This window comes from Sulfurisoma sediminicola (assembly GCF_003865015.1).
Classification (GTDB): domain Bacteria; phylum Pseudomonadota; class Gammaproteobacteria; order Burkholderiales; family Rhodocyclaceae; genus Sulfurisoma; species Sulfurisoma sediminicola.
Genome location: NZ_BHVV01000006.1, coordinates 520,879 through 539,424, shown reverse-complemented (window position 1 = coordinate 539,424; position 18,546 = coordinate 520,879). Strand labels below are relative to the sequence as shown.

Sequence of the window (18,546 nt, the reverse complement as noted above, 5' to 3'; positions counted from 1 at the left end):
CGACGGCCTCGCTCGTCGACTGGCGCCGCACGGGGTCGAAGCCGTGCTCGCCATCGCCCGCGCCTACGGCGAGGCCGCCGACCCCCGGCCCGATTTCGCCTTCCCCGAAAAATTCTCGCAGCAGATCGAAATGCCGGCCCCGGTCGAGGCCGCCGCCGCGTTGCTCTTCGTCGCACGGCGCCTCACCGCGGCGCTCGCCGGCTGGCTCGAACTGCGCCAGGGCGGCGTCGATGGATGCGTGCTCGAGCTTGCCCACTCGGCGCGCGAGGCCACGCACCTCGTATTGCGCTTCGCCGAAGCGACACGTGATTCCCGGCGCTTCGAGCGCGTGCTGCGCGAGCGGCTCGAGCGCCTGGCGCTGACGGCGCCGGTCGCCGCGCTGCGCCTCAAGGCCGAAACCGTCGAGGCCCTGCCGGGGAAGAACGGCGCGCTGTTCGGCGGCGGCAGCCTCGCCGCCACGGCCATGGCCGCGCTGGTCGAGCGGCTGCGCGCGCGCCTCGGCGAGGACAGCGTCTACGGCCTCGCGCCGCACGCCGATCACCGCCCGGAATGCGCCACCCGAAAAGTCTGCACCCCAAGGGTACTTCCTGCGGGGCGCTCCGGCGGCACGGCGGCGGGCGTCATCGCCGCGCCGCCGCGCCCCTTCTGGCTGCTCGAACGGCCCGAGGCGCTGGCCGAGGTCGATGGCCGGCCCTGGCGCCGCGGCGCGCTGCGCCTGCTCGCCGGCCCCGAGCGCATCGAGTCCGGCTGGTGGCAGTCAGGGGAAGCGAAGGGGGAAGGCGAACTCTTCAGCGACGTCCGCCGCGACTACTTCGTCGCGCTCACCGCCGACTCGCGCTGGGCCTGGATCTTCCGCGAGTTGCGCGCGCCGGGCGGCTGGTACCTTCACGGCTGGTTCGCCTGAGCGCAGCGGCAGGGAATGCGACCTTGCTCGGGCTATGAATAGCGATTGGGCTCCCTGCCTTCCTGGATCGCCCAGAACAGCAGGATGAGCCAACCGATCACCGGAATGAACCAGAGCAGCAGGAACCAGGCGCTGCGGTCCGTGTCGTGCAACCGCCGGGCTCCGACCGCGAGCGAGGGCAGCAGCACCGCCAGCGAAAACAGCCCCGACAGCATCTCGCTGACGATGCCGGTCGCCATCGACACCAGGAAGGTGAACAGCGTCCACCACCAGAATTCCGGGCGGGAAGCGCGCCCGTTGAAGTCCGCGTATTTCGAGAAGCAGGTGCGAAGCGATTCGATGAACGTCATGGGATGCCTCCTGCGATGGTTGATGGGAACAGCGGCTGCGAGGTCTGCTGGATCAGGGATGCGGCACCTGGAAAGCGCGCTGCATCAACGGCGCTGCGGGAAAGGCATGGCGGAGTCTAACGCCTGCAGTCGGCGACCGGCGCGACTTTTCGCGCAGGTTCGGCGAGACGACGGCCAGCGGCCCTCATGGCCGGCGCTCGAAGGCGAAGGTCGCGTGTTAGCCGGGGATCTCGGGTTCGACGAGCGTTGCAAGTTGCGCAAGGGATTCCTGCCACCCGAGGTAGCACATCTCAAGGGGAATAACTTCAGGCAGCCCTTCTTGCATGATGTTGATCTCGGTGCCACAGGACACCTTCGTCAAGGCGACCGTCACCTTCATCTCTCCCGGCAAGTTCGGGTCGTCGAATTTGTCGGTGTAGCGAATCCGCTCGTGAGGAACAAGTTCGAGATACTCGCCACCGAAGGAGTGGCCGTTCCCTGATGTGAAATTGGTAAACGACATCCGAAAGGTGCCGCCGACCTTGGCATCCATGTGGTGAACCTTGCAGGTGAAGCCGTATGGCGGTATCCACTTTGCCATTGCGTCGACGTCCAGGAACGCCCGATACACACGCTCCGGAGGCGCGCGGAGCACACGATGCAGTCGCACTGTACCTGTAGCCATCTACGTTTCTCCTCTTAAATCGTCGCTCGGCGGAGGCCTGGCGTTACGGCGTTGATAGGCATTGCCGGGCTGTGACGTCCAACGTCCTGGTTCAGGGATGCGGCGCCGATAGGCGGAGCGTCCCCTGCAACGATGGGTTGGGCCTCTATTCGTAGTGCGACCACATGCGAAGCACACGGACAACGCGCTCCTTGGCAAACACCTCGTAAACCAACCGGTGCTGGATGTTGATGCGTCGCGAGTAGGTACCGGCCAAGTCGCCTACGAGCTTTTCGTACGGCGGCGGGTTTTGAAAGGGATCGGCAGCGAGAACAGCTAGTAGTTCCTTCGCTTTGTCCTTCAAGCCGGCCGCCGCCAGTTTCTTCGCGTCCTTCTGCGCATGCTTCGAGTAGAGGACGTGCCAACTCACCACTTAAGCTCCTTGGCACTCTTGCCAAGAGGCTCAGCCATACCCTCCTTGATTGATTCGCGCATGCCAGGAATCGAAAGCAGATAGAGCGTTTCCTGAATCGCGTCCCAATCCTCGGTAGCGAGGAGAACCGCGCTGGTTCTCTTTCCGGCAATGTGGATCGGCTGATGTGACTCAGCCGTCTGGTCGATGAGGCGATACAGGTTGGCGCGGGCTTCACTCGCAGTAAGGGTTGCCATGTTTAATCTCCTTCTCTTGGAGCTAATACGGTACGCTTTCGCGTACGCTATGTCAATCCGCTCATCAAGAGGCCCAACGTAATGTGTAGTGCCTAAAAGTCGGAAAACTTTCCGACGGGTGGCTGTATAAAAATACAGTAGTTTGTGCTATGCTTGTTCCATCAATGGGTTGTCGGAATTTAGGGGGACCTAATGATGGATGCGCTGATTTCACCGTCCGGCTCGCTTTCTGCGCCCCGGCTGCTCGACCAGGTGCGCGGGAAGATTCGTCTGAAGCACTATAGCCTGCGGACCGAGCAAGCTTATGTAGATTGGATTAGACGATTTATTCGGCATCATGGCAAGCGGCATCCGCGCGACATGGGAGCGGGCGAGGTCGAGGCCTTCCTGACCCATCTGGCGGTGGCGGGACGGGTGGCCGCCTCGACGCAGAACCAGGCCAAGAGCGCGCTGCTGTTCCTCTACCGCGAGGTGCTGGAGGTCGAGCTGCCGTGGCTGGACAACGTGCAGCAGGCCAAGGCGCCGAAGCGGCTGCCGGTGGTGCTGACGCGCGACGAGGTGCAGGCGCTGCTCGGGCGGCTGCGGGGCACGCACTGGCTGGTGGCGAGCCTGCTTTACGGCACGGGCATGCGCATCATGGAGTGTCTGCGCCTGCGCGTGAAGGACGTGGATTTCGCGCGCGGCGAGATCCTGGTACGCGACGGCAAGGGCTTCAAGGACCGGGTGACCATGCTGCCGGCGACGCTCGCCGGGCCGCTGCGGGATCATCTGGCGCGCGTGTTGGCACTGCATGAGCAGGACCTGCGCGATGGTGGCGGCGAGACCGGCCTGCCCTATGCGCTGGACCGCAAGTATCCGGGGGCGGGGAGGGAATGGGGCTGGCAATACGTGTTCCCGTCGGCGACGCTGTCGACGGACCCGCGCTCGGGCGCGGTGCGTCGCCACCACCTGCTGGACCACGGCATCCAGCGCGCCATCAAGCAGGCCCTGTGCGAAGCCGGGCTGGTCAAGCCGGCCACGCCGCACACCCTGCGCCATTCCTTCGCCACCCACCTGCTCGAAGGCGGCTACGACATCCGTACGGTGCAGGAGCTGCTCGGCCACGCCGACGTGTCGACGACCATGATCTACACCCATGTGCTGAACCGGGGTGGGCGAGGAGTGGTCAGCCCGCTCGACGTGGGAGGGGCGTCGCGTGATTTTGTCGTCGCCGTTGACAGGGTGTATCCAGGGGGATACATTTCATCATGATTGAGGTTCGCAAGACCGAGGTCTTCGCCCGCTGGCTCGATGGCCTGCGCGATCTTCAGGCGAGGGCGCGCGTTCAGGTGCGGATCGAACGACTGGCGTCAGGGAATCCTGGGGATGTGGAGCCTGTCGGCGAAGGCGTCTCCGAATTGCGGATCAATTACGGACCCGGTTACCGGGTTTATTTCACGAAACGAGGGCGCGAGTTGATCATACTGCTAGCTGGTGGCGACAAGAGTACCCAGGCCCGGGACATCAAGGCGGCGTTGCGCCTCGCATGCGACCTTTCGGAGTAGCCACGATGGCCAGGACCACTACCACTCGTTATGACGTCGCCGAGCACCTCCGGACGCCCGAGGAGATGGCGGCGTATCTCGAGGCTTGCCTCGAAGAGGCCGATGGTGATGCCGCGTTCATCGCCAAGGCGCTGGGCGACATTGCTCGAGCCAAGGGCATGAGCCAGGTAGCGCGGGATGCCGGCTTGTCCCGAGAGAGCCTTTACAAGGCGCTCTCGGGCGAGCGCAGCCCCAGCTTCGATACTGTGCTTCGGGTTGTCAGCGCGCTGGGACTGAAACTGCATGCCGAAGCCAGCCGTAGGTAAATTAAGGAACTGTACGTCATGCGTACCACCGTTGTGATTGACGACAGGTTGATGAAGGAAGCCCTTCGTGTGACCGGAGCGAAAACCAAGCGGGAGGCCATCGAGCTCGGACTGCGCACTCTCCTTCAACTGACCCGACAGGCAGAAATGCGCCGATCCCGCGGCAAGTTGGAGTGGCAAGGTGATCTCGATGCCATGAGGATCGGCAGCTCTCGCTGACGAAATTCGACCTTTTGGTCATGCTGTACGGCCTTCGCTCTGCACTTTGATTCCGCGCCGGGGACGCCCATGCTTCCCGCCTACGCCGAACTCCACTGCCTTTCCAACTTCAGCTTCCTGCGCGGTGCTTCGCACGCCGAGGAACTGGTGGGGCGTGCGCACGAGTTGGGCTACGCGGCACTGGCGATCACCGACGAGTGCTCGTTCGCCGGCGTGGTGCGGGCGCACCTGGCGGCGAAGGCGGCGGGGCTCAGGCTGATCGTCGGCACCGAAGTCGTGCTCGCCTGCGGCATGAAGCTGGTGCTGCTGGCGATGAACCGCGCCGGCTACGGCAACCTTTCGGCGGTGGTGACGCTGGGGCGGCGACGCGCGGAGAAGGGCGCCTATCGCCTCACGCGCGGCGATCTGGCGCAGGGGATTCCCGATTGCATCGCGCTGTGGGTGGCGCCGGCAGATGCCACCGGGGCCGATGCGCGCTGGCTGGCCGAACGCTTCCCGGACCGCTGCTGGATCGCCTTCGGGCGCCATCTCGCGCCCGACGATGCCGAGCGGCTCGCGCAGTTGAAAACGCTGGGCCTGCCGCTGGTCGCGGCCGGCGACGTGCATATGCACGCGCGCTCGCGCCGGCCGGTGCAGGATGCGCTGACCGCCCTGCGTCTCAAGACCACGGTGGATCGCGCCGGCCACGCGCTGTTTCCCAACGGCGAGCGCCACCTGCGGTCCCGGCTGCGGCTCTCAAGGCTCTATCCGCCCGGGCTGCTGGCCGAGACGCTGAAGGTCGCCGCGCTGTGCAGCTTCTCGCTCGACGAGCTGCGCTACGAGTATCCCGAGGAAATCGTGCCCAAGGGCATGACCCCGGCCGAATACCTGCGCGCCGAGACCGGGGCGGGGCTGCTGCGCCGCTATCCGGGCGGAATTCCGGACAAGGTGCGCGCGCAGGTCGGGCACGAACTCGCGCTGATCGCCGAGATGCAGTACGAGGCCTATTTCCTCACGGTGCATGACATCGTCGGCTTCGCGCGGCGCGCGGGGATACTGTGCCAGGGGCGCGGCTCGGCGGCGAACTCGGCGGTGTGCTTCGCGCTGGGCATCACCGAGGTCGATCCGGCGCGCGCCTCGATGCTGTTCGAGCGCTTCGTCTCGAAGGAGCGCAACGAGCCGCCGGACATCGACGTCGATTTCGAGCACCAGCGGCGCGAGGAGGTGATCCAGTACATCTACGCCAAGTACGGTCGCAGCCGCGCGGCGCTGGCCGCGGCCGTGATCACCTACCGGACGAAGGGCGCGCTGCGCGACGCCGGCCGCGCGCTGGGCATGGACCTCGCCGCCATCGACGCGCTGACAGCCAGCCTGTCGTGGTGGGACCGGCGGGAGGACTGGCCCGAGCGCTTTGCTGCCGTGGGGCTCGACCCGGAGAGCCCGCGGGTGCGGAAGTGGCTGTGGCTGGCCGGCGAACTCAAGGGCTTTCCGCGGCACCTGACGCAGCACGTCGGCGGCTTCGTCATCGCTCGTGGGCGGCTCGACCGCCTGGTGCCGATCGAGAACGCGGCGATGGCGGAGCGCAGCGTTATCCAGTGGGACAAGGACGACATCGACGCGCTCGGGCTGATGAAGGTCGACGTGCTGGCGCTGGGCATGCTCTCGGCCATCCGGCGCGCACTCGACTGCGTTTCGGCGAAGCGCGGCCGCCGTCTCGCCATCGCCGACATTCCGGCCGAGGACCCGGCAACCTACGCCATGATCCGCAAGGCCGACACCGTCGGCGTGTTCCAGATCGAGTCGCGCGCGCAGATGGCCATGCTGCCGCGCCTGAAGCCCGCGCGTTTCTACGACCTGGTGATCGAGGTCGCCATCGTCCGCCCGGGGCCGATCCAGGGCGACATGGTGCATCCCTACCTGCGGCGGCGGCAGGGACTGGAGCCGGTGAGCTATCCGTCCGAGGCGGTGCGCGGCGTGCTCGAGCGCACGCTGGGCGTGCCGATCTTCCAGGAGCAGGCGATGCAGCTCGCGGTGGTCGCCGCCGGCTTCACGCCGGGCGAGGCGGACCAGTTGCGCCGCGCCATGGCGGCATGGAAGCGCAAGGGCGGGCTGGAACCCTTCCGCGACAAGCTGCTGGCCGGCATGCGGGCGCGCGGCTACCCGGACGAGTTCGCCGATGGCCTCTACCGGCAGATCGAGGGCTTCGGCGAATACGGCTTTCCGGAATCGCACGCGGCGAGCTTTGCGCTCTTGGTCTACGTCTCGGCCTGGCTCAAGTGCCATGAGCCGGCGGCCTTCCTGCTCGGCCTGCTCAACAGCCAGCCGATGGGCTTCTATTCGGCCTCCCAACTGGTGCAGGACGCGCGCCGCCACGGCGTCGAGGTTCTTCCGGTCGATGTCACGGCGAGCGATTGGGAGAGCACGCTCGCAGGCGCGGCGGTGCGATTGGGGCTGCATCGGGTGAAGGGGCTGGGGCAGGGCGCGGGCGAGCGCATCGCGGCGGCACGAGGTGAAGCGCCGCTGCGCGACCTCGTCGATCTCGCCTGCCGCGCCCGGCTCGACCGCGGCGACCTCGAGCGGCTTGCCGCCGCCGGCGCGCTGGCGCAGCTGTCGGGCCATCGCCGCGCGGCGGCGTGGGAGGCGGCCGCCGTGCCCTTCCAGCGCGACCTCTTCCTCGGCGTGCCGACGGTGGAGGCGGTGCCGCAACTGCCGGCCCCGCGCGAGGGCGAGGAGATTATCGCCGACTACGCCCGCCTCGGCCTCACGCTCGGCCGCCATCCCCTCACCTTGCTGCGTTCGCGGCTCGCCGCGCTGCGCTACGTCGACGCCACGGCGCTGCGTGCCTTGCCACACAACCGGCCGGTGCGCTGCGCCGGGCTGGTCACCTGCCGCCAGCGGCCGGGCACGGCGAGCGGCGTGATCTTCCTGACGCTCGAGGACGAGACCGGACTCGCCAATGTCATCGTCCATGCGAAGCTGGCCGAGCGCCAGCGGGAGGCGTTATTGGGCAGTCGGCTGCTCGGCGTGCTCGGCGTGCTGCAGCGCGAAGGGGCGGTGGTGCATCTGATCGCGAAGCGCCTCGTCGATCACAGCGAACTGCTCGGTCGGCTCGAGGTGGTCAGTCGTGATTTTTGTTGAGCGCGACGCGTCGAACGCTCAGTCGCTCGGCCCGCGCGAATGGAAGGTCGGCAGCCGCAGCCGGTAGCGGATGGCGGCCAGCCGCATGCCGAACACGACGAGGCCGCCGGCCGCCATGGCCACGGCCTCGCCGCCACCGAGGGTTTCGATGGCGATGAACGCCAGCGCGCCGCACCATGAGGCGGTGGCGTAGAGCGTGCCAGGCCGCATCACCAGCGGCACCTCGTTGACCAGCACGTCGCGCAGCACTCCGCCGAAGACGCCGGTGACGACGCCGAGCAGCGATGCCGCGAGCCACGGCACGTCCAGCGCCAGGGCAACGCGCGCGCCGACGACGGTGAACAGCGCCAGGCCGATGGCGTCGGGAATCACGAACACGCCCGCCGGCAGGCGGACGCGGCGGGCGACGACGAAGGTCGCCGCCACGGCGACGAGGCCGCAGACGAGGTAGGCGGGGTCGCCGAGCCAGAACACCTGGCGCGTCAGCAGCAGGTCGCGCAGCGTGCCGCCGCCGAGGCCGGCCGCCAGTCCGACGATGATCGCACCGACCAGATCCATGCCTTTGTCCTCGGTCTCGAGCACGGCCGTCACGGCGGTGACCGCCACGGCGGCCATGCCGACCCAGTAGATCAGGTCCTGCGGGGCGACCGTCATGGACCGGCTAGGCGCCGCCCAGCGCCTTGTAGAGGCCGGCCGCGTTGGCGGCCCAGGCGCGCCGTGTCGCCAGCATGGCTTGCTGCGCCAGGAAGTGTTCGCGCTGGGCATCGTGCAGCTCGAGGTAGTTGGAGACGCCGGCCCGATAGCGGGCATCGACGCGCTGCAGCCGCTCGGCCTGCGACTTCTCCGCGCCTTCGAGTGCCGCGAGCTGCTCGGCGTAGCGGGTGCGCGCATCGAGCAGGTCGGCGACCTCGCGGAAGGCCTGCTGGATCGTGCGCTCGTATTCGGCCACGGCGATGACCTTGCGCGCCTCGGCGAGGTCCACGTTGGCCTGGGTGCGGCCGGCGTCGAAGATCGGCCACTTCAGCAGCGGGATGAAGCTCCAGGCGCCGCTGCCCGAGTCGAACAGGCCGGACAGCTCGCGGCTGGCGCTGCCGACGGCGCCGGTGAGCGAGATGCGCGGGAAGAAGGCGGCGCGCGCCGCGCCGATGTTGGCGTTGGCGGCGAGGAGTTTCTGTTCCGCGGCGAGCACGTCGGGCCGGCGCAGCAGCACCTCGGAGGGCAGCTCGACGGCGATCTCGGCCGGCGGGGCGAAACTCGGCGGCGGCGCCACGGCGACCTCGCTTGCCGCGCTGCGGGAGAAGGCCGCGTCGGCCGCGGTCGCCGCGTCGAGGATGGCCGGGAGATTGCTGCCGACCAGCAGGCGCAGGGCGTTTTCCGCCGCGGCCTTCTGCCGCGCGAGGTTGGCGGTCTCGGCGCGCGCGGCCTGCCAGGCGCCGTCGGCGGAGTAGAAGTCGAGGTCGCCGGAGAGGCCGACGTCGCGGCGCTTCTCGATCAGGCGGCGGCTGTCCTTGCGCGTCAGTGCCGTGGCTTCGGACAGCGCGGTGCGCAAGGTGAGTTCGCGCAGGCTGAAGTAGCTTGCGGCGACGTCGCTGATCAGCGTCAGGCGGAAGGAGCGCTGGGCGTATTCGCTGGAGAGGAAATTGGCGCGCGCCGCGTCGTCGAGCGCCTTCACCCGGCCCCAGAAGTCGAGCTCGAAGGCGGTGATGCCGAAGGCGGCGTCGTAGCGCTGGGTGGAGAGTTCGCGCCCGGTGCCGGAGAGGTCGGCGGGCGTGAGGCCGGCCGAGCGCTGGGCGTTGACGTCGACGGTGGGGTAGCGGTCGGCGCGGGCCAGCCCTGCCAGCGCGCGGGCCTCGTCGACGCGGCCGACGGCGATCTTCAGGTCGCGGTTGTGCTCGAGCGCGGTACTGATCAGCGCCTGCAGCGTGGCATCGGGGAAGAAGGCCTTCCAGTCGTCGGAGAACTTCAGCGCGGTCTTGCCGTTGGCGGCGCTGGTCGTGGTCGGCCAATCGGCCGGCACCGGCGCCGCCGGGCGCAGGTACTCGGGCACCAGCGAGCAGCCGGAGATCGAGAGGGTGAGGGCGAGTGCGGCCGTGGCGTACAGGGGCAGCAGCTTATTCATGGAATGTCTCCGCAGGGCCGCCCCAAGGAGACATACGCCCCCCGGTGGGGGGCAGCGAACGAATGTGAGCGTGGGGGGGCATAGTTATTTCTCCACGTGATGGCGGGCGTGGCCGGGGAAGATGCGCCGCACGACGACGAAGAACACCGGCACGAGGAACACCGCGAGCAGCGTGGCGGTGAACATGCCGCCGATGACGCCGGTGCCGATGGCGTGCCGGCTGGCGGCGCCGGCGCCGGTCGAGATCGCCAGCGGCAGCACGCCGAACATGAAGGCGATCGAAGTCATCAGGATCGGGCGGAAGCGCAGGCGGCAGGCTTCGAGCGTCGCTTCGATCAGATCCATGCCCTGTTCCTGCAACTCGCGGGCGAACTCGATGATGAGGATCGCGTTCTTGGCCGAGAGGCCGATGATGGCGATGAGGCCGACCTTGAAATAGACGTCGTTGGGCAGGCCGCGCATGGTCACCGCGAGCACCGAGCCGAACACGCCGAGCGGCACCACCAGCATCACCGCGAAGGGGATCGACCAGCTCTCGTAGAGTGCCGCGAGGCAGAGGAAAACCACGATCAGCGAGACGGCGAAGAGGAAGGGCGCCTGCGTGCCGGAGAGACGCTCTTCAAAGGAAGTGCCCGACCATTCGAAGCCGATGCCCGGCGGCAGCTGCTTCGCCACCTCTTCCATCGCGGCCAGGGCGTCGCCGGACGAGCGGCCGGGTGCCGGGCTGCCGGCGATCTTCATCGATGGCAGCCCGTTGTAGCGGTCCAGCTTGGGACTGCCGATGATCCACTTCGCCGAGGCGATCTCGGCCAGCGGGATCATGTCGCCGCGCGCGTTCTTGACCGGCAGGCGCAGCAGGTCGTCCGGCGTGCGCCGCACGTCGGCCTCGGCCTGCATCTGCACGCGCAGGATGCGGCCCTGGCGCACGAAGTCGTTGATGTAGGCGGTGCCGAGCGTGGCCTGCAGGGTGTCGTTGAGGTCGCCGAGGTCGATGCCCATGGCGCGGGCCTTGCTGCGGTCCACGTCGAGGTAGAGCTGGGGTCCGGGTTCCTGGCCTTCGGGGCGCACGCCGACCAGGGCCGGCTGCTTGCCGGCCAGCCCGAGCGCCATGTTGCGTGCCTCGATCAGCTTGTCGCGGCCGAGGCCGCCGCGGTCCTGCAGGCGGAAGTCGAAGCCGCCGACGGCGGCGAGTTCGGGAATCGGCGGCACGTTGATGGCGAAGATCATGGCCTGCTTGATGCGGAAGAAGGCCATGTTGGCGCGCTGCACGATGGAGTCGGCCTCGTGCTCCTTGCCCGGCCGCTCGTCCCAGCTTTTCAGGCGGACGAAGGCGATCGCGGCGTTCTGGCCGCGGCCGAAGAAGGAGAAGCCGGCGACGCCGATGACATGGGCCACTTCCTTCTGCGCCAGGTAGTGCTTCTCGACGGTGCTGAGCACCTCGAGCGTGCGCTCGTTCGTCGCCCCCGATGGCAGCTGGATGATGCTGAGGAAGTAGCCCTGGTCCTCGCTGGGCAGGAAGCTGCCGGGCAGCTTCATGAAGAACCAGCCGGTGGCGGCGAGGATGGTGCCATAGACGATGAGCCAGCGGCCGGGCCGGCCCAGCAGGCGCCGCGTGGCGCTTACATAGCGGCGCACGGTGGCGGCGAAGAAGCGGTTCCACCAGCCGAAGAAGCCGGTGGTGGGCATCGTCTCCCCCGCCTCGTGCTTGAGCAGGGAGGCGCACAGCGCCGGCGTCAGCGTCAGCGCCATCGCCGCCGAGAACAGCATGGTCAGGATCAGCGTCACCGCGAACTGGCGGTAGATCGCGCCGACGGTGCCGCCGAAGAAGATCAGCGGCACGAACACCGCGGAGAGCACGACGCTGATGGCGATGATGGCGTTGATGATCTGGCCCATGGCCTTGCGCGTCGCTTCGCGCGGATGCAGGCCTTCCTCGCTCATGATGCGTTCGACGTTCTCGATCACCACGATGGCATCGTCCACCACGATGGCGATGGCCAGCACCATGGCGAACAGCGTCAGCACGTTGATCGAATAGCCGAGCAGATAGAGGCCGATCATGGCCCCGAACAGGGATACCGGCACGACGATGGTCGGGATGAAGGTGGCGCGAATGTTCTCGAGGAACAGGTACATCACCAGCACGACGAGGATCATCGCCTCGATCAGGGTCCACACCACTTCGCGGATCGAGATGTCGACGAAGGTCGAGGTGTCGTAGGGCACCATCCACGAGATGCCTTGCGGGAAGTACCTGGCCAGCTCGGTCATCTGGTCATTGACCGCCTTGGCCGTGTCCAGCGCGTTGGCGCCTGGCGCCAGGCGCACGGCCATGGCGGCGGTGGGCTGGCCGTCGACGCGGGCGGCGATGTTGTAGTCCTGCGCGCCGAGCTCGACGCGGGCGACATCCTTGACGCGCACCGTCGCGCCGCGCTCGTCGCTCTTGACGATGACGTTGCCGAATTCCTCGACCGTGATCAGGCGTCCCTGGGTGATGATGGTGGCCGCGTATTCCTGGCCGGGCACGGCGGGAACCTGGCCGAGTTCGCCGGTGGCGATCTGCGCGTTCTGCGCCCGTACCGCCTTGGCGAGGTCGGCCGGCGTCAGGCCGAAGGACTGCAGGCGTTCCGGTTTGATCCATATCCGCATCGAGTACTCGGTGCCGAACAGCAGGGCCTCGCCCACGCCCGGGGTGCGGCGGATGCTCTCGAGCACGTTGGCGGCCGCGTAGCTGCCGAGCGCCACGTTGTCGAGGGTCTTGTCCGGCGAGAACAGCGCCACGATCATCAGGAAGTTTCGCGCCGACTTGACGACGGTCACGCCCAGGCGCCGCGCCTCCTCGGGCAGGCGCGGTTCGGCGCGCTTGATGCGGTTCTGCGTCTCGACCGAGGCCAGGTCGAGGTTGGTGCCGGCCTTGAAGGTCAGGGTGATGGTGCCGAGGTTCTGCTCCGAGGCCGAATCCATGTAGAGCAGGTTCTCGATGCCGTTGAGTTCCTGCTCGATCAGCGCAACGGCGGTTTCCTCGACCACCTTGGCCGAAGCGCCGGGGTAACTGACGGTGATGGCCAGTGCGGGCGGCGCCACGGCGGGATAGCTTGCAACCGGCAGCTGGCGCAGGGCGAGGCCGCCGCCGAGCAGGATGATGATGGCGATGACCCAGGCGAAGATGGGGCGGTCGATGAAGAAATTGGCGAACATGGCTTACTTCTTCTCTTCCGCGGGCTTGGCCGCGGCGGCAGCTTCGGCGGGCTTGGCTTGTGGTGCGGGCGCAGGCGGTGCGGCAGGAGCGCCGGGAGCAGCGGGGGCGCCGGCGGCGGGCGGTGGCATGATCGGCGCCGCCGGGTTCCACGGCACGGCCTTCACGACCGTGCCGGGGCGGGCCTTCTGCAGGCCGTTGACGATGACCTTCTCGCCGCCCTTGAGGCCGTCGGAGATGATGAAGTCGGTGCCGGACATCGCGCTGGTCTTGATCGGGCGCGCCATGGCCTTGCCTTCGGCGTCGACGACCATCACCAGTTGCCCCGTCGGCCCGCCCTGCACGGCGCGCTGCGGCACGCGGATGGCGTCGTCGAGCTGGGCCTGCGGGAAGCGGATGCGGACGAAGGTGCCGGGCAGCAGCTCGCGGTTCGGGTTGGGGAACTCGGCACGCAGAATCACCGAGCCGCTGTTGGGATCGACGGCGAGGTCGGTGAACTGGACCTGGCCTTTCGCGGCGTAGATCGAGCCGTCTTCGAGCACGAGCTCGACCTTGGCGGCGTCCGCCTTCTTCTGCTTGCCGGCCTTGACCGCCTGCTGCAGCCGCAGCAGATCGGAATAGGTCTGGGTGAACTCGGCGCGGATGGGGTCGAGCTGCTCGATGGTGACGAGATGCGTGGCCTCGCCCTTGCCGACCAGCGCGCCCTCGGTGACCAGCGCACGGCCGGCGCGACCGGAAATCGGCGCGCGCGGCACGGCGTTTTCGAGGTCGAGCCTGGCCTTCGAAAGCTGAGCCTCGGCCTGCTTATACCTGGCCAGTGCGCCGTCGTATTCCTGCTGGCTCACGGCCTTGATGTCGAGCAGCGGCTTGTAGCGCTCGAAGGTCGCTTTGGCCGCGGCGAGGTCTGCCTCGGCGGCCGCGGCCCCGGCCTGGTAGGTGCGCGGATCGATCTGGAACAGCGGCTTGCCGGCGGCGACGTCGCTGCCTTCGGCGAACAGGCGCTTCTCCAGCACGCCCTCGACGCGCGCGCGCACCTGCGCCGAGCGCACGGCGAGCAGCCGGCCCGGCAGGTCCTGGGTGATGGTGGCGTTGCCCGGGGTGACGGTGATGACGTCGACCTCGGGTGGTGGCATGCCGCCGGGGGCGCCGGCGGCGGGCGCCTTCTTGCCGCCGTCGCCGCAGCCGGCGACGAGCAGCATGGCGATCAGGGCAGCGGTCGGGGGGAGGGTGTTTTTCATCGTGGGCTCCGCTTGGTGTCTGGGGCATCGGGCGCATAGGCGCGCAGGAAGACGTCGAGGATGCGGGCCGCGTCGGCAGGCCGGGGCGGCGGCGCCGGCTTGTCGGACAGCAGCCGGCGGGTGCGTTCGGTTTCGACCAGCATCGAGGTCAGCTGCTCGGCGGCGAAAACGGGATCGTCGCGGCGGAGTTCGCCGGCGTCCATCGCCTCGGCGATCACGGCGGCGAGGCGGCGGATGGTCTGCGCCGGTCCGCTGCCGTAGAAGGCGGTCGTCAGCTCGGGAAAGCGCGGCGCCTCGGCGACGACGGCGCGGTAGAAGGCGATGCCCTCGGCATCCAGCACACGCTTGCGGAAGGCGACCGCGAAGCGCTGCAGGCGCTCCGGCAACGGTGCGCCGTCGCCGTCGAGCGACACCAGGACCGAGGCGGTGCCGTGGCGGACGACCTCGCTGAACAGGTCGTCCTTGCGCGGGAAATGGTTGTAGAGCGTCTGCTTGGCGACGCCGGCACGCGCGGCGATGCGTTCGACGCTGGCACGGTAGCCTTCCTCGAGGAAGGCCGCGGTGGCGGCTTCGATCAGCCGCGTGCGGCTGTCGTGACTTTCGGTGATGCTGGCTTCTGCGGGGAGGCCCATGCGCGTGACCCGATTGGACTGGACCGTCCAGTCTAAACGCAATCGCGTCGTCGGGCAAGAAGTGCTTTCCCTGCCGGCGGCCGCTGTGGAATACTGGCCATATCGCAAACAGGGCAGGTGACCCGATGTGCCCGGCGCCACGCAATCCACGATTCAGCCTCCGGGGCGGCCTCGCCGCCGGCGCCCTGTGCGCAACCCTGGCAGCGGCGCCGGCCGGCGCCGACTACCCGCCGCTGCAGGTCCTGATCGAGACCGGCAAGACCGTTGTCGGCGAAACGCTGCGCTATCCGGAGCAGGCGCCGGCCCGGGTCACGGCCGTCATCGTGAACATCGCCCCGGGCTCTTCCACCGACTGGCATCGCCACGGCACGCCGATGTTCGCCTACCTGCTCTCCGGCGAGCTCGAAGTCGAATATGCCGTGGGCAGGCGCACGACCCTCAGGGCCGGCGATGCGCTGATGGAGGCGATGGCGGTCCCGCACATCGGCACCAATCTCGGCCGGGAGCCGGCGCGCGTGCTGGCCGTCTTCATGGGGGCGGAAGGCGCGGCGAAGACCATCCCCGTTCCCCCGCCGGATACGCCACCCGCATCGCCGGCGGCGACCGCCGCGCCGGACCTCGTCGATCTCGCCGGGTTCGAGCCGGGGTTCCGGCTCGACATCCGCTACGCGACGACGAACAACTTCATGTCGATGGCGATGTATCCCGCCGCCCGCGCGCTGCTGCAGCGCCCGGCGGCGGAGGCCCTGCAGCGCGCGCACCAACGGCTGCGCGCCCAGGGTTATGGCCTCGTCGTGCTCGACGCCTACCGTGCCTGGCAGGTGACGCGGACGATGTGGGACCGTTTTCCCGGGGACCGCGCCTATCTGGCCGATCCGCTGCAGGGCTCGCGCCACAACCGCGGCGCCGCGGTCGACGTCACGCTGTTCGATCTGAACACCGACCGGGAAGTCGAGATGCCGAGCGCCTACGACGACTTCAGCGAGCGGGCCCATCCGGATTACGCCGGCGGGACGCAGGCGCAGCGCGATGCGCGCGACCGGTTGCGCGCGGCCATGGAGGCGGAAGGCTTCAGCGTCTACCCCAACGAGTGGTGGCACTTCGACTACCGCGACTGGCAGGCCTATCCGGTGCTGAACCAGCCCCTCGTCCCTCTCGTGCCACCCGTCCGCTAGGGACGCCGCGCACGCGGAGTCCTCAGCCGGCCATATCCAGGGCATAGCCGGCCGCGCCGTCCCGGCCGAGCTTATCGACCAGAACCGGCATCACCTGCCGCAGCGTGTCGGCGAGCGTGAACGGCGGATTGACGATGAACAGCCCGCTGCCGTGCATGCCGAAGCCGTCGGGCGCGGGCGCCTGCACCGTGAGCCTGACGTCGAGCCACTTGTCGGCGAGCTTGCGCAGCCGCTCCGGCAACTGGTGGGCGGTGCCGAGCTGCAGCTGCGGATACCAGACCATGAACATGCCGGTGGCGAAGCGGCTGATGCCTTCCTTGAGCGCACCGATGACGCGGACGTAGTCCTGCTTGTCCTCGTAGGACGGATCGATCAGCGTCAGGCCGCGCCGCGGCGGCGGCGGCAGCACCGACTTGATCTCGAGGAAGCCGTCGGCCTGGCGGATGGCGACGCGGTGGCCGGCTTCGCGCATGTTCTGCTGGAGCAGGTTGTGGTCGGTGCTGTGCAGCTCGAACAGGCGCAGGCGGTCGTCGGGCCGGGCGAGCTTGAGGGCGATCAGCGGCGAGCCGGGGTAGTGGCGCAGCCGGCCGTTGAGGTTGAGCGCCCTGACCTGGTCGACGTAATCGGCCAGCGGGGCGGGCAGGTCAGCGTCCTGCCAGAGCCGACTTATGCCGCCCTCGAACTCGGCGTTCTTCTTGGCGTAGGTCGAGTCGAGCGCGTAGGCGCCGGCGCCGGCATGGGTGTCGACGTACCACCAGGGCTTGTCCTTCTGGTTGAGGTGGCGCAGCAACTGCACCAGCGCGAAGTGCTTGAGCACGTCGGCGTGGTTGCCGGCATGAAAGGCGTGGCGGTAGCTGAGCATGGCGGGGCGCTAGAATCCGGGCCATGAATGATAACCCCGCCCCGCCACCAGGCCGCCCGAAGATTCGGGTGGTTAAGCGGGCCGCCGCCCCGGCTCCCACGGCCACCGCCAGCGCCGCCACCGCGCCGACCACGGACAACCGTGGCGAACGGATCTCGAAGCTCATGGCCGAGCGCGGCCTCTGCTCGCGGCGCGAGGCCGACGCCTACATCGAGCGCGGCCTGGTCTTCGTCGACGGCGAGCGCGTGAACCAGCTCGGCACCCGCGCCGCCCCCGACGCCGTGATCGTCCTCGCCGGCGAGGCCAAGGCGCAGCAGGCGCGCCAGGCCACCATCCTGCTGCACAAGCCGATCGGCTACGTCTCGGGCCAGGCCGAGGACGGCCACCAGCCGGCCGTCGTGCTGGTCGGGCCGCGCACCCAGATGGAAGTCGACCCGCAGCGTTTCCGTCCCGGATCGCTCCAGGGCCTGGCGCCGGCCGGCCGCCTCGACATCGACTCGACCGGGCTGCTGGTGCTGACGCAGGACGGCCGCGTCGCGCGCCAGCTGATCGGCGAGGATTCCGCCATCGAAAAGGAATATCTCGTGCGCGTCGAGGGCCGCCTCGACGAGCGGGGCCTTGCCCTGCTCAACCACGGCCTCGAGCTCGACGGCAAGCCGCTCAAGCCGGCCAAGGTGAGCTGGCAGAACGAGGACCAGCTGCGCTTCGTCCTCAAAGAAGGGAAGAAGCGGCAGATCCGCCGCATGTGCGAACTCGTCGGCCTCAGGGTGACGGGCCTCAAGCGCGTGCGCATCGGCAAGGTCAAGCTCGGCGACCTGCCGCTCGGGCAGTGGCGCTACCTGCGCGAGGACGAGCGCTTCTAGCGCCGCATCTCATCGAAGTTCGCCGGTCAGCGGCACGAAGGCCACCATCAGCACGTCGCGCTGGCTGGTCCTGCCCTCTTCGTTCTTCTCGATGACCGACAGCTGCTGGATGCAGCCGGGCAGCCCGACCGGGATCACGAGGCGGCCGCCGGGCTTGAGTTGCTGGACCAGCGGCGGCGGCACGTGCGGCGCGGCGGCGGTGACGATGATGCCGTCGAAGGGAGCGTGTTCGGGCCACCCCTGGTAGCCGTCGCCGTGGCGGACGATCACGTTGTCACAGCCGAGCCCGGCCAGGCGCCCTGCGGCGGCAGAGGCCAGCGCCGCGATGATCTCGACGCTGTAGACCCGGTGCACGAGCCCGGCCAGCACCGCCGCCTGGTAGCCCGAGCCGGTGCCGATTTCGAGGACGACGTGCCCGGGGCGCGGCTCGAGCAGGTCGGTCATCAGCGCGACGATGTAGGGCTGCGAGATGGTCTGGCCGTGGCCTATCGGCACGGGGCCGTTGGCGAAGGCCAGCAGCCGGTGCGACTCCGGCACGAACGATTCCCGCGGCACGCCGGCCATGGCAGCCATGATGCGGGCATCGAAGGCGTCCTTGCCGATCTCCGTCCGCGTGTAGCCGACTTCCTCGACGATGTCGCGCAGCATCGCCGCGCGCTCGGCCTCCGTCGCCCTGGCGAGGATGGAGGCGCCGGGCCCGGCCATGGCTT

19 protein-coding genes are annotated in these 18,546 nt (G+C 68.6%); 8 read left to right on the top strand and 11 right to left on the bottom strand.

Annotation, left to right across the window (positions count from 1 at the left end):
* A partial coding sequence (locus EJE94_RS14660) for a DNA polymerase Y subunit UmuC family protein (RefSeq protein ID WP_502697168.1) occupies positions 1-904 on the top strand: 904 nt, incomplete at its 5' end.
* Positions 905-936: 32 nt separating this feature from the next.
* On the opposite strand, the gene EJE94_RS11490 is transcribed toward EJE94_RS14660, so the two are convergent.
* From EJE94_RS11490 to EJE94_RS11475, 4 genes are all read right to left on the bottom strand, one after another.
* The gene (locus EJE94_RS11490; RefSeq protein ID WP_121241600.1) at positions 937-1,254 is read right to left on the bottom strand and encodes a DUF805 domain-containing protein; all 318 of its coding nucleotides are present in this window, start codon (positions 1,252-1,254) and stop codon (positions 937-939) included.
* A 217-nt stretch (positions 1,255-1,471) separates the two neighbouring features.
* Complete coding sequence (locus EJE94_RS11485) at positions 1,472-1,918, bottom strand: SRPBCC family protein (protein WP_121241598.1); 447 nt, start codon at positions 1,916-1,918, stop codon at positions 1,472-1,474.
* 145 nt (positions 1,919-2,063) lie between these two features.
* Positions 2,064-2,327, bottom strand: a complete 264-nt coding sequence (locus EJE94_RS11480; RefSeq protein WP_121241597.1) for a Txe/YoeB family addiction module toxin — start codon at positions 2,325-2,327, stop codon at positions 2,064-2,066.
* Positions 2,324-2,566, bottom strand: a complete 243-nt coding sequence (locus tag EJE94_RS11475) for a type II toxin-antitoxin system Phd/YefM family antitoxin (protein ID WP_121241595.1) — start codon at positions 2,564-2,566, stop codon at positions 2,324-2,326. Before EJE94_RS11475 ends, EJE94_RS11480 begins: the two co-directional genes overlap by 4 nt.
* 192 nt (positions 2,567-2,758) lie before the next feature.
* Between EJE94_RS11475 and EJE94_RS11470 the strand changes: the two genes are divergently transcribed.
* The 5 genes from EJE94_RS11470 to EJE94_RS11450 all read left to right on the top strand — a co-directional run bounded on the left by EJE94_RS11470 (position 2,759) and on the right by EJE94_RS11450 (position 7,751).
* On the top strand, positions 2,759-3,817 hold the full coding sequence (locus tag EJE94_RS11470; RefSeq protein WP_370685662.1) for an integron integrase: 1,059 nt from the start codon (positions 2,759-2,761) through the stop codon (positions 3,815-3,817).
* A complete protein-coding gene (locus EJE94_RS11465; RefSeq protein WP_121241593.1) occupies positions 3,814-4,110 on the top strand; it encodes a type II toxin-antitoxin system RelE/ParE family toxin in 297 nt (98 codons plus the stop codon). Before EJE94_RS11470 ends, EJE94_RS11465 begins: the two co-directional genes overlap by 4 nt.
* A 5-nt stretch (positions 4,111-4,115) precedes the next feature.
* Positions 4,116-4,415 (top strand): addiction module antidote protein, encoded by a 300-nt coding sequence (locus tag EJE94_RS11460; protein ID WP_121241592.1) that lies wholly within the window; start codon positions 4,116-4,118, stop codon positions 4,413-4,415.
* Positions 4,416-4,433: 18 nt separating this feature from the next.
* Positions 4,434-4,634, top strand: a complete 201-nt coding sequence (locus EJE94_RS11455) for a type II toxin-antitoxin system VapB family antitoxin (protein ID WP_121241590.1) — start codon at positions 4,434-4,436, stop codon at positions 4,632-4,634.
* A 69-nt stretch (positions 4,635-4,703) separates the two neighbouring features.
* Entirely contained in the window at positions 4,704-7,751 is a 3,048-nt protein-coding gene (locus tag EJE94_RS11450) for an error-prone DNA polymerase (protein WP_121241588.1), read from the top strand.
* An 18-nt stretch (positions 7,752-7,769) separates the two neighbouring features.
* Here EJE94_RS11450 and EJE94_RS11445 read toward each other — a convergent pair whose 3' ends face one another.
* The 5 genes from EJE94_RS11445 to EJE94_RS11425 all read right to left on the bottom strand — a co-directional run bounded on the left by EJE94_RS11445 (position 7,770) and on the right by EJE94_RS11425 (position 14,936).
* Positions 7,770-8,405, bottom strand: coding sequence for a trimeric intracellular cation channel family protein (locus tag EJE94_RS11445; RefSeq protein WP_121241586.1), 636 nt, complete (start codon positions 8,403-8,405; stop codon positions 7,770-7,772).
* Between the two features lie 7 nt (positions 8,406-8,412).
* Positions 8,413-9,870: an efflux transporter outer membrane subunit gene (locus EJE94_RS11440; protein WP_121241584.1), complete on the bottom strand. Its 1,458-nt coding sequence runs from the start codon at positions 9,868-9,870 to the stop codon at positions 8,413-8,415.
* A gap of 84 nt (positions 9,871-9,954) precedes the next feature.
* Complete coding sequence (locus EJE94_RS11435; RefSeq protein WP_121241582.1) at positions 9,955-13,068, bottom strand: efflux RND transporter permease subunit; 3,114 nt, start codon at positions 13,066-13,068, stop codon at positions 9,955-9,957.
* Positions 13,069-13,071: 3 nt separating this feature from the next.
* Entirely contained in the window at positions 13,072-14,304 is a 1,233-nt protein-coding gene (locus EJE94_RS11430) for an efflux RND transporter periplasmic adaptor subunit (protein ID WP_121241580.1), read from the bottom strand.
* Entirely contained in the window at positions 14,301-14,936 is a 636-nt protein-coding gene (locus tag EJE94_RS11425) for a TetR/AcrR family transcriptional regulator (RefSeq protein ID WP_121241578.1), read from the bottom strand. The genes EJE94_RS11430 and EJE94_RS11425 overlap by 4 nt, the downstream gene beginning before the upstream one ends.
* 125 nt (positions 14,937-15,061) lie before the next feature.
* Here EJE94_RS11425 and EJE94_RS11420 point away from each other — a divergent pair, with 125 nt between their 5' ends.
* The gene (locus EJE94_RS11420; protein WP_121241576.1) at positions 15,062-16,111 is read left to right on the top strand and encodes a M15 family metallopeptidase; all 1,050 of its coding nucleotides are present in this window, start codon (positions 15,062-15,064) and stop codon (positions 16,109-16,111) included.
* 22 nt (positions 16,112-16,133) lie between these two features.
* Here the strand turns inward: EJE94_RS11420 and EJE94_RS11415 are convergent, their stop codons facing one another.
* Positions 16,134-16,973, bottom strand: a complete 840-nt coding sequence (locus EJE94_RS11415) for a 23S rRNA (adenine(2030)-N(6))-methyltransferase RlmJ (protein WP_121241574.1) — start codon at positions 16,971-16,973, stop codon at positions 16,134-16,136.
* A gap of 68 nt (positions 16,974-17,041) precedes the next feature.
* Between EJE94_RS11415 and EJE94_RS11410 the strand changes: the two genes are divergently transcribed.
* The gene (locus EJE94_RS11410; RefSeq protein WP_243642594.1) at positions 17,042-17,836 is read left to right on the top strand and encodes a pseudouridine synthase; all 795 of its coding nucleotides are present in this window, start codon (positions 17,042-17,044) and stop codon (positions 17,834-17,836) included.
* A gap of 9 nt (positions 17,837-17,845) precedes the next feature.
* Here the strand turns inward: EJE94_RS11410 and EJE94_RS11405 are convergent, their stop codons facing one another.
* On the bottom strand, positions 17,846-18,541 hold the full coding sequence (locus EJE94_RS11405; protein ID WP_243642593.1) for a protein-L-isoaspartate(D-aspartate) O-methyltransferase: 696 nt from the start codon (positions 18,539-18,541) through the stop codon (positions 17,846-17,848).
* Positions 18,542-18,546 lie beyond the last annotated feature (5 nt).

Bases quoted from the DNA above. Each gene is read 5' to 3' on its own strand.
- EJE94_RS11490 (WP_121241600.1), bottom strand. From the start codon at position 1,254: ATGACGTTCATCGAATCGCTTCGCACCTGCTTCTCGAAATACGCGGAC.
- EJE94_RS11485 (WP_121241598.1), bottom strand. From the start codon at position 1,918: ATGGCTACAGGTACAGTGCGACTGCATCGTGTGCTCCGCGCGCCTCCG.
- EJE94_RS11475 (WP_121241595.1), bottom strand. From the start codon at position 2,566: ATGGCAACCCTTACTGCGAGTGAAGCCCGCGCCAACCTGTATCGCCTC.
- EJE94_RS11470 (WP_370685662.1), top strand. From the start codon at position 2,759: ATGATGGATGCGCTGATTTCACCGTCCGGCTCGCTTTCTGCGCCCCGG.
- EJE94_RS11465 (WP_121241593.1), top strand. From the start codon at position 3,814: ATGATTGAGGTTCGCAAGACCGAGGTCTTCGCCCGCTGGCTCGATGGC.
- EJE94_RS11460 (WP_121241592.1), top strand. From the start codon at position 4,116: ATGGCCAGGACCACTACCACTCGTTATGACGTCGCCGAGCACCTCCGG.
- EJE94_RS11455 (WP_121241590.1), top strand. From the start codon at position 4,434: ATGCGTACCACCGTTGTGATTGACGACAGGTTGATGAAGGAAGCCCTT.
- EJE94_RS11450 (WP_121241588.1), top strand. From the start codon at position 4,704: ATGCTTCCCGCCTACGCCGAACTCCACTGCCTTTCCAACTTCAGCTTC.
- EJE94_RS11445 (WP_121241586.1), bottom strand. From the start codon at position 8,405: ATGACGGTCGCCCCGCAGGACCTGATCTACTGGGTCGGCATGGCCGCC.
- EJE94_RS11440 (WP_121241584.1), bottom strand. From the start codon at position 9,870: ATGAATAAGCTGCTGCCCCTGTACGCCACGGCCGCACTCGCCCTCACC.
- EJE94_RS11435 (WP_121241582.1), bottom strand. From the start codon at position 13,068: ATGTTCGCCAATTTCTTCATCGACCGCCCCATCTTCGCCTGGGTCATC.
- EJE94_RS11430 (WP_121241580.1), bottom strand. From the start codon at position 14,304: ATGAAAAACACCCTCCCCCCGACCGCTGCCCTGATCGCCATGCTGCTC.
- EJE94_RS11425 (WP_121241578.1), bottom strand. From the start codon at position 14,936: ATGGGCCTCCCCGCAGAAGCCAGCATCACCGAAAGTCACGACAGCCGC.
- EJE94_RS11420 (WP_121241576.1), top strand. From the start codon at position 15,062: ATGTGCCCGGCGCCACGCAATCCACGATTCAGCCTCCGGGGCGGCCTC.
- EJE94_RS11415 (WP_121241574.1), bottom strand. From the start codon at position 16,973: ATGCTCAGCTACCGCCACGCCTTTCATGCCGGCAACCACGCCGACGTG.
- EJE94_RS11405 (WP_243642593.1), bottom strand. From the start codon at position 18,541: ATGGCCGGGCCCGGCGCCTCCATCCTCGCCAGGGCGACGGAGGCCGAG.